Raw genomic sequence first — 9,270 nt, 5'->3', positions numbered from 1 at the left:
TTCCTCCAGGCTATCTTGATCCAGTAACTCTTCGTGGAAGTCCAGGATTAAACTCTCGATCTCCTCATTAACATTGACGAGGATCTCCGTAAGCTGCATTGAAGGAAATCTTCCGTGGTTGCCCAGCTCGGCTATCGTGAATTCCGCTTCCTCACAGATAAGAGCAACCATGAGTCCTTTCTGGATTGTCTTCACAACGTCGTAAAGAGTAAGAGACCCGGCCCGTTCCATGAACTCTATACCCTGTAAAGCCTCGATGAATGCCTCTTTGTACTTCTCTGCCGTTCTTATCGTCTGAGTGATCTTTGAAGTGAGAGTCTCCACATTGTTCAGAGTGTAGGCGAAGTCCCCTAGAAAGATCGTCATCGTATTTCTTCTCTTTGAAATTGCAACAAGCATCCTACCTGTTTCTTTGGCCATCCTCTCTGCAGCCCGGTGTCTCATCCCAGTCTGATTTGTAGGAATCGTGTGATCGGGTATCAACTGGACGTTTGCGCCGACGATTGTAGTAAGGTCGTCATCGACGACAATGGCCCCGTCCATCTTTGCCAGTTCATAGAGTTTGTTCGGATTGAACTGACAGTTTAGAAGGAATCCTATCTGCATTAAATGACTGTATTTCTTGTAGTCGTCAACAAAAAACAGCAATCCGCCGACGTTGGCATCTTGAATATCATCAAGAGCGTGACGGAGGGGCGTTCCCGGGGCAATTTTCTTGATTTTTTCTATCAGTTCACTCCTTTCCACTCTTCATACCTCCGATGAATTTTAAGAGTTGCTTTACATCTTTTATACCATTTCTTCCTTCCGGTGCAACTATCCTCATGAAGGATGATTTTTTCGCCCTCTCGATTCTTTTCTCCATAGAAGAAACTGAGCGCACGGTTCCGTCAAGACCTATCTCACCGAAGAAAGCTACACCTTCGGGTATTGAAGTATCTGTATAAGATGAAATCAAAGCAGCTGCGATCGCCAGATCGACACCAGTATCTTCTATCTGCAGTCCTCCCGCCACGTTCATATAGAGATCTAGGCTGTCAAGAGGAATTCCCGCTCTTTTTGTCAGCACTGCGGTCACAAGAAGAAGCCTTTCAAGAGGTATCCCCGAGGCGAGTCTCCTTGGTGTACCATAAACGGGTTTTGAAACCAGCGCCTGTACCTCTATCAACATAGCTCGGGAACCCTCATAGATTGCTGAAACGACATTTCCGGGGGCGCTAATGTAGTCCTCAACAAACAGACTGCTGATGTCGGGAACTTCTTTGAGACCTTCCGAAGTCATTTCGAAAACAGCAATTTCGTCTGAAGGCCCAAATCTGTTCTTAATGGTTCTCAAGAATCTGAAGCCGGTTTTACTAGATTCGAAGTACAACACCGTATCTACAAGATGCTCCACAAGTTTTGGGCCAGCGATTTGACCTCCCTTTGTAATGTGTGACACAATCAGGACGGGAATGTCAGAGGATTTTGCAAGAGAAACCAACATGTTAGCGCACTCCCTGACCTGCACTACAGAACCAGGCAAAGAAGGTACAGAAGACATCTTTATTGTCTGCAGCGAGTCGACGACAATCATGCCGTACTTTTCAATGGCCAAAGATCCCAGAAAGTCTATCTCGGTAGCCGATACTACTTCTATCTGTTCCTTCCTTTGGATTTTGAGCCTCTCCGCTCTCAATCTTAGCTGACGCGCAGATTCCTCTGCCGATATATACAGGACGGGCCTTTCTCCGGCGATCAGCGCCGAGAGCTGGAGCATGAGTGTCGATTTGCCTATACCAGGTTCTCCGCTGATCAGAACCGCGCTTCCCGGAACGACTCCACCTCCAAGTGATCTATTGAGTTCTTCAATTTTCGTGTCAACTCTAGATGATTCGGTCGTGTCAATTTGCGAAAGCGGTCTTACTTCTATATCTGCAACAGAAGTGTTTTCGTCCTTATCTCCTTCGCTAACAAACGATATGGCAGTGTTCCACTCATGGCATGAAGGGCAACGACCAAACCAAGCGGGCGATTCATAGCCGCACACATCGCAGACATAGCTTCTTTTCTTCTTCATCTAGAACGACTCCGTAATATACGGAGATACACCTCCGTTAGTATTTTAAAAAAGGGGGCCACTAGTGCCCCCCCGAAACCTCGCCAATCAATGAATCTAGGTGATAGCCTTCACTTCAGTCTTCTCATCTTTTTTCTTCTTGAAGATCAGAACCCTATTGTTAACTTCGGCCGTAATCAGATCACCGTCCTGAAATCTCCCTCTAAGCAGTTCTTCGGAAAGAGGGTCTTCAACATACTTCTGTATGGCTCTTTTTAGAGGCCGAGCACCATACACGGGATTGAATCCTTCTTCAACGAGGAACTCCTGGGCGGCCTCTGAAAGTACCAACTTCAGATGCTTCTCATTCAGTCTCTTTCTCATGTCGTTCATAAGAATATCGATGATAGTCTTTATTTGATCCTTCGTGAGCTGATGGAAAACCACAACTTCATCGAGCCTGTTCAGAAATTCCGGCCTGAAAGTACGTTTTACCTCTTCTAGAACGGAGGTTTTCATCGCTTCGTATTCTTTTTCTTCGTGACTCGACTCTACAAATCCGATCGATGACTTTGTCTTGTTTATGAACTCCCCGCCCAGGTTGCTCGTCATTATGACTATGGTGTTTCTGAAGTCTACCTGTCTCCCCTGGGAATCGGTGAGCCGTCCGTCGTCCATTATCTGAAGCAAAATGTTGAAGATATCAGGATGAGCCTTTTCAATCTCATCGAACAGGATTACTGAAAACGGTCTCTTCCTGATTCTCTCAGTCAACGTACCGCCTTCATCGTAACCGACATAGCCTGGTGGAGCTCCAATTAATCTGGAGACCGAGAATCTCTCCATGTATTCCGACATATCAAATCTCACGAGAGCCTTATCATCGCCAAAGAGATATTCCGCAAGGGCCTTCGCCAACTCGGTCTTTCCGACTCCCGTCGGTCCGAGGAACAAAAAGGCACCAATCGGTCTACGGGGATCCTTTAGCCCGCTTCTTGCACGCCTTATCGACTTAGCAACTGCGGAGATGGCCTCATCTTGAGATACAATTCTTTGATGAAGAGCGTTCTCAAGAGTAAGGAGCTTTTCGCTGTCAGTTTCCTCTAGCTTCCTAAGCGGAATTCCGGTCCAGTTGGAAACTATTTCGGCAACTTCATCATCATCGAGCGTGACGATCTCAGAGTCTACTCTGTTCCTCCAATCGTTATACCCATCTCTATACTTTTGCTGTATTAAACGCTCCTTTTCTTTGAGTTGAGCGGCCTTTTCATACTCCTGATCGGCTGCGGCAGTTTCTCTCTTGATTTTGAGAGACTCAATGTCACTCTGCATTTTCTTAAGCTCATCCGGTATAGTGAGCTTCTTCAACCGAGCTCTGGAGCCGGCCTCATCAATGATATCAATGGCCTTGTCCGGCAGGAATCTATCAGACACATATCTGTGCGATAGAGTCACCGCTGCCTCTAAACCCTTTTCCGTATAGTGCACTTTGTGGTGGAGCTCATATTTATGTCTAATCCCTTTCAGAATCTCCACAGACTCTTCTGGAGTAGGTTCCGTCACATATATCTTCTGAAATCTTCTCTCCAGTGCGGCATCTTTTTCTATGTACTTTCTGTATTCATCGGGAGTCGTTGAACCTATGCACCTTATTTCTCCGCTCGCAAGAGCCGGTTTCAGAATATTAGCAGCATCTACCGCACCTTCTGCAGAGCCTGCTCCAACAATCGTGTGAACCTCATCGATAAAGAGAATTATGTTTCCATTTGTCTTGACCACGTGAATCAGTTTCTTCAGTCTCTTCTCAAATTCACCTCTATACTTAGTTCCGGCTATGAGAGAGGCAACGTCAAGCGCGAATATTACCTTATTCTTAAGTGTTTCAGGAACCTCTTCATCTACGATCATCTGCGCCAGGCCTTCAACAATAGCGGTCTTCCCAACACCGGGCTCACCGATCAAGACGGGGTTGTTCTTCTTTCTCCTTGACAGAACCTCCATCAATCTCTGCCTTTCAATCTCCCTGCCAACTATCGGATCAAGTTTACCCGCCTTTGCCATGGCAGTGAGATCGATGCCAAAACCTTCAAGTTGCTTAATGGCGGAGCTCATTGTGGAACTCTGTTGAGCAAAAACATTCTCGGGCTGTTCTCCACCTTCTTCCCAGTCCCCTGTTATGTTCTCAATGATCTCCCTTCTCAGCTGAGATAAGTTGACTCCCATCTGTTTCAATATATGGGCAGCTATGCCCTCTCCTTCGCGAACGATTCCGAGCATTATGTGTTCTACATCAATCTTGTCTTGCCCCAGCATCTTAGATTCATCATTTGCCAGCTCAATGACTCTACGTGCTCTGGGAGTCATTTGCGGGGCACCTACTACAGATTGATGAACGTTAGTCCCAACCATCGAAGTGACTTCTCTGGAGATTCTCTCGTATGTAATCGAGTAGTTTCTCAGAATCCTAGTTGTCTGCTCATTTTCTACTTTAATGATCGCCAGAAGGAGGTGTTCAGTTCCAACATAAGGGTGGCCGAGACTTCTCGCCTCGTCCTGGGCTGTCACGAAGACCTGCGCAGCACCTTCAGAAAACTTGTCGAAGTACATTTCAGTCACCTCCCATTTTGATTTTTCTTATCAAACAAAACCCGCAACGACTTCCTGATATCAGTCTGAACTTTCTCTTCAGATTGTTTTCCATCTATCCGAACAAATCTCTCACGATTCTCTACCATCAGTTTCTCATATCCTTTTCTCACTCTTTCGAAGAAATCTAAATTCTCCATCTCTATTTTATCATTTTTCTTTTCTTTTCTCATCCGACAAATAGCTACATCGGTCGGTACATCAATGTACAAGGTAATATCGGGAACGGTTCCCCCTACCGCGAATGCGTTCATAGCTTGAACTATTTCTCTACCCAGTCGTCTACCCACTCCCTGATAGGCAACTGATGAATCCATGAATCTGTCAGCAATCACCGTTTTGCCTTTCTCAAGCTCGGGCCTTATGACCTCCCTAACTATCTGCGCACGTGCCGCCATAAAGAGTAGAAGCTCAGACTCAGAGAACAAATGATACTCCTTATGGAGAAGTATGTCCCTTATCTCTTCACCGGCCTTTGTTCCTCCGGGTTCCCTGACAATTATGAATTCTACATCTAATTGACTCAAATACTCCGCTAAAAGTTTTATCTGAGTCGTCTTACCACATCCATCAATTCCTTCTACACTGATGAACATAACTTCACCTCATCCTTATGGGAGGTTCTACAACGATTTCAGAAGATGAACTCTTTCTCCCACTCACTAATACCAACTGTGCCTGTCCTTCCATCGACCCATGTGCGAAACGCATTTTATGGATTCCAAGCTTCAAATCCTCAAGCAGGCGGACCCACTTCGTTAGATCCCTCGGATGGAGTAAAAAGAAGAAAGCTCCTCTATTTTTGAGCAACTTACTTGTTGCGGAGGCGAAGATCATAGCCAGTTCAGGGTCGATTCTCCTCGCCCTATTTCTTTTGCCATCGGAACTTTCTACACCGGAATGAAGAAAATGAGGAGGATTCGAGACTACCATATCGAATACCTCTCCCTTGTTGTTTGCCGCATAATCATCTATGTCGCAGTTCACAAATCTTGTGAGATTTTCAACCCCGTTCAGTGAAGCGTTCTTTGTCGCAACTGTGTGTAATTCTCTATCAACTTCGACTCCCGTCACTTCAAGTCCGAAGATTTTGGCCAAATAAATGGAAATCACTCCGCTGCCTGCACCCAGTTCAAGCGCTTTTCTCGAACCTTTGGGGGGTTCGACGAACCAGGATAGCAAAACCGTCCCATGATTGATGCGTGCGTGTTTAGAAGAGAAATCGAAATCAAAAGCCTCTAGAACGTAAGGATCAAAATCGCGAAACTTCTTTCCCATTTCAAAATACCTTTATTGCCGACTTCTCATCCGAAACAATCTCGATCGATCCTTCGAAATCCTTCTGCAGACTCAGCCTTGAAAGGTCTCTGAGCTCTATCTTGACTTCTCCGGTCAAATTGGGTTCTTCGATATGGATAGATGATGCACCGGAAACGGTGATTTCAGTTTCTATCAAGGTACCTCTTGTCTGCAACAGATGAGATGTCTTTTGAACAAACAAACCTTCAGCTTCGAAAAGCGATTCATACGCTTCAAGCCTCGAATCTACTATCTCGAGAGAATGGAATCGTAAAGAGCTTCTAGAAAGCGAAACCCTACCCAAACCACTCAAAACCAGACTGCTTCCCGAAAAATCGCTTTGATGAATCAGCAGCTCTCTAACGTTCTCGATCTCCATATCTCCGCTGAAATGGCTGTTGTATATTTGAACCGTTCTGGCTCCACTAATCTTCAGATCTCCTGACAGCGTGCAATCCTCAAACACCGCAACGGCAGCATTTTCAATCGATACAGTGGAATTATTGAAATCAACGCTCCTGGCAATAAGAACTCCGTTATTTGTTACCTCAATTGTTCCCGAGGAACCACCGGGATTCACTTTTATTCTATCCTTCCAGCCTTCCAGATCAAGAACACCGCTAACTAGAAGAGTGTTTCCTCGGGGAATCGTCAGAGACGTGCCCGATTCAACTCTCATGACAGTGTTGTCTCGAACGACGATGTTTCCGTAAAATCTGTAGGAATTGCCGCCGACTAGCAGCGCATCCATTCCGAGAAAAGACGATATGAACTCCGTGCTAAATCTCCTAAACAGACTTTCCTTTGCAAAAACCGGAACTGAAGGCAGCAGTTTCTCATTATCAGAGTCCACAACAATTCGGTAAAGATCGCCTTTTTCAGAAATGCTGTCCTTTGCGATTATTGATGACTCCTCTTCCGAACTGTGGGTAGACAGAGTTATCCATTCGCCATCAATGTATCTCTGAAGTTCAACCATGCCCTTTGGCGTCGTCCATCTTGCGTTCCTAATAGTGCCTTCCTCGATGTACAGTTCAGGAATTTCAACCGAGGTCTTTCGGACTGTTTTCAGCTCCCTCTTTAACTCGGTCACGTTTCCCGATGAATCGGCGACCCGAACAACAAGTGTATTTATACCCTCGGGAAGGGGTATCTCAGGAATCAACCTGTTTCCATCAAAAAGCAGAAGAATGTTACTCTCCTCAAGGAAGGCCTTTATAGAAAGATCGTTTGTTCTATCCCAGTCATCGACGACAGTAATATCGACTGCGCCATTCGTAAAAGGAAGCACAGAAGTAAGCTCTACTTCGGGGGCAAAATCCTCCGAAAGCTTGAGATCAAGAATTGAGGGGTCGGATCTTAGATTGCCAGCCACCGAAAAGGCCTGAATAACATAGTGGGCATCCCGATCAACGGGAAATGAGAATGTTCCTTGGGTCGAGCTGTGCAAGACGTTGTTGACAAGAATGCGATAGTCAGTGACCGAATCGGAACTATCGCTTCGAAGAGACAGTTTGAGCTCACCTTGAGAAAGGCTCCAAGTGAGATCAGGTGCATCGGGAGGATTCAGATTTATAATTACTTCTTTGGAAACCGGGGTGCTTAAGAATCTCTTACCATCGACCAAAGTGACAAAAATCGTGTGGCTCCCCGCCTCCTTCAGATCTAAAGAAATCTCTGTTCCTTTGATTCTAATTCCATCACTTCCGTCGACTGGAGGGCGATCCAAAGTGATAAGGAATTCCGGAAGACTAAGCCCGTCTTCGGAAATCTCCAGCCTCAAATTACAGGTTGAACCTTCACAGTCAATCTGCTTTATCGAGACCGCGTAATTTGTGCTGTTACTACAAGAAATCAACATGAGAAGCATAGCGAAAATCAAGACTCTCCAGGCAATCCTCTTAATCTCTTTCACTCTCCCATCTAAAGAAGAATAACATATCTTGATCAAACTGACTCTCTGGCATTGTTCGGAGAGTCAAAAAAAGATAAAATGAAGATCATTGGACATCGTCAACTGGGAGGTGCTCAAAGTGAAAGTCATTGCGGTTTTTGCAAGTACGTTGAATGGAAAGATCTCATTATCAGAAGACGATAAGACAGAGTGGACATCGAGAGAAGACAAAAGGTACTTCAAATCCCTGACCTCAAGTGTCGGCATAGTGATAATGGGGAGGAAGACCCACGAAGCTATCGGGAGGGCCCTTCCTGACAGGCTCAACATCGTATTGACGAGAAATCCAGACTATTATAGACCATCCGAAAACCTCATCTTCACATCCTCAACCCCAAAAGAACTTCTCGAAGATTTGGAGAGAAAGGGGCACGATGAGGTGTGCTTGATTGGCGGCGCCGAGACTTTCGATCACTTTGCGGATTTGGGCCTGGTCAATGAACTCCACATTACTTTTGAACCGATTATAAGAACGGGCATCGCCGGGTTGGGAGAAACTATGGAACGCGACCTAGATCTCAGCCTAAAGGAGTTTCGAAAACTCGGGGAAGCAATTCTAACCGTATACGAAGTCAAATAATTGGAGCGGGCGACGGGACTCGAACCCGCGACCCTCAGCTTGGGAAGCTGATGCTCTACCAACTGAGCTACACCCGCATTCATGGAGATTCTATCACCCCGAGGAAACGCTTGTCAATCGGAAACGCTTGTCAATCTGGACTTACGAATTAGCCGAGCACCGAATTCAAGTCGTGTTCAGCTCTTCAAGAGAGTTCTGAACCAGATCTCTAGCAGAAGGTAAATCGACGGTCGAAATCAGACCAACTGCGCCAAATATGTAATTTCTGTCCCGGAATAATCTTACACTGGATTTAGGCAACAACTCTTTTTCGTGTTTCGCGGAGAGAGTCCGTACGATCTTCATAATCTTCGAAGAGAATTTCGATCTACTAAGGATTCCTCCGGTGCCGATCACCGATTTCACGGCGGTCAGATCCTTCCCATAAGCAACTTCGGTTCTACCAGTCGGACCATAGAGCTGTTTTATGGTTCCAGCGTGTCTTCGGATAGAGGTCTCGAAACAGTATGCGGCCAACTTCAAGGAGAAAGCCTCATCACGGTCATTCTTTGGATAAGGAGTTAGGTTTCGAAGGATGTTCTCAAGGTCGGGAAACTCTTTCCCCAGTTCATCTCTTCCGATTTGCTCTATTACATGACTGGCGTTTACATAGATTCCAAGATCACCTTCAACCGTTCTCTTTGATCTTGGCTCGGGAGCCAGCAAGATCGACGCTATTTCGGGATCTCCGTCTGTAACGGAATCGACATCGGT

General features: G+C 45.8%; 8 protein-coding genes and 1 tRNA gene. 1 reads left to right on the top strand and 8 read right to left on the bottom strand.

Annotated elements, in window-relative coordinates; translation table 11 throughout:
- From disA to BG32_RS08950, 6 genes are all read right to left on the bottom strand, one after another.
- Window positions 1-747 (bottom strand): DNA integrity scanning diadenylate cyclase DisA (disA, locus tag BG32_RS08975; protein WP_121526707.1); only part of this gene is annotated, 747 nt, incomplete at its 3' end.
- Window positions 734-2,059, bottom strand: coding sequence for a DNA repair protein RadA (gene radA / locus BG32_RS08970; RefSeq protein ID WP_121526706.1), 1,326 nt, complete (start codon window positions 2,057-2,059; stop codon window positions 734-736). The genes disA and radA, both read right to left, overlap by 14 nt.
- A 96-nt stretch (window positions 2,060-2,155) precedes the next feature.
- Window positions 2,156-4,645, bottom strand: coding sequence for an ATP-dependent Clp protease ATP-binding subunit (locus tag BG32_RS08965; RefSeq protein ID WP_121526705.1), 2,490 nt, complete (start codon window positions 4,643-4,645; stop codon window positions 2,156-2,158).
- A 5-nt stretch (window positions 4,646-4,650) separates the two neighbouring features.
- On the bottom strand, window positions 4,651-5,280 hold the full coding sequence (gene tmk / locus BG32_RS08960) for a dTMP kinase (protein ID WP_121526704.1): 630 nt from the start codon (window positions 5,278-5,280) through the stop codon (window positions 4,651-4,653).
- A gap of 4 nt (window positions 5,281-5,284) precedes the next feature.
- Window positions 5,285-5,962, bottom strand: coding sequence for a tRNA1(Val) (adenine(37)-N6)-methyltransferase (locus BG32_RS08955; RefSeq protein ID WP_121526703.1), 678 nt, complete (start codon window positions 5,960-5,962; stop codon window positions 5,285-5,287).
- 1 nt (window position 5,963) lies between these two features.
- Complete coding sequence (locus BG32_RS08950; RefSeq protein WP_121526702.1) at window positions 5,964-7,934, bottom strand: hypothetical protein; 1,971 nt, start codon at window positions 7,932-7,934, stop codon at window positions 5,964-5,966.
- Window positions 7,935-8,016: 82 nt separating this feature from the next.
- On the opposite strand from BG32_RS08950, the gene BG32_RS08945 reads away from it, so the two are divergent.
- Window positions 8,017-8,517, top strand: a complete 501-nt coding sequence (locus BG32_RS08945) for a dihydrofolate reductase family protein (protein ID WP_006487461.1) — start codon at window positions 8,017-8,019, stop codon at window positions 8,515-8,517.
- Window position 8,518: 1 nt separating this feature from the next.
- Here BG32_RS08945 and BG32_RS08940 read toward each other — a convergent pair.
- Together BG32_RS08940 and BG32_RS08935 are read right to left on the bottom strand one after the other, a co-directional pair.
- A tRNA-Gly gene (locus tag BG32_RS08940) sits at window positions 8,519-8,594 on the bottom strand.
- A gap of 88 nt (window positions 8,595-8,682) precedes the next feature.
- On the bottom strand, window positions 8,683-9,270 hold a 588-nt coding region (locus tag BG32_RS08935), incomplete at its 5' end, for a glutamate mutase L (RefSeq protein ID WP_183084315.1).

This window comes from Mesotoga sp. HF07.pep.5.2.highcov, from assembly GCF_003666285.1.
Lineage (GTDB): Bacteria > Thermotogota > Thermotogae > Petrotogales > Kosmotogaceae > Mesotoga > Mesotoga prima.
This window is presented reverse-complemented; position numbering and strand designations above follow the sequence as displayed.

Excerpts from the sequence above, each read along its gene's own strand:
- BG32_RS08955 (WP_121526703.1), bottom strand. The coding sequence starts at position 5,962 with ATGGGAAAGAAGTTTCGCGATTTTGATCCTTACGTTCTAGAGGCTTTT.
- tmk (WP_121526704.1), bottom strand. The coding sequence starts at position 5,280 with ATGTTCATCAGTGTAGAAGGAATTGATGGATGTGGTAAGACGACTCAG.
- BG32_RS08965 (WP_121526705.1), bottom strand. The coding sequence starts at position 4,645 with ATGTACTTCGACAAGTTTTCTGAAGGTGCTGCGCAGGTCTTCGTGACA.
- radA (WP_121526706.1), bottom strand. The coding sequence starts at position 2,059 with ATGAAGAAGAAAAGAAGCTATGTCTGCGATGTGTGCGGCTATGAATCG.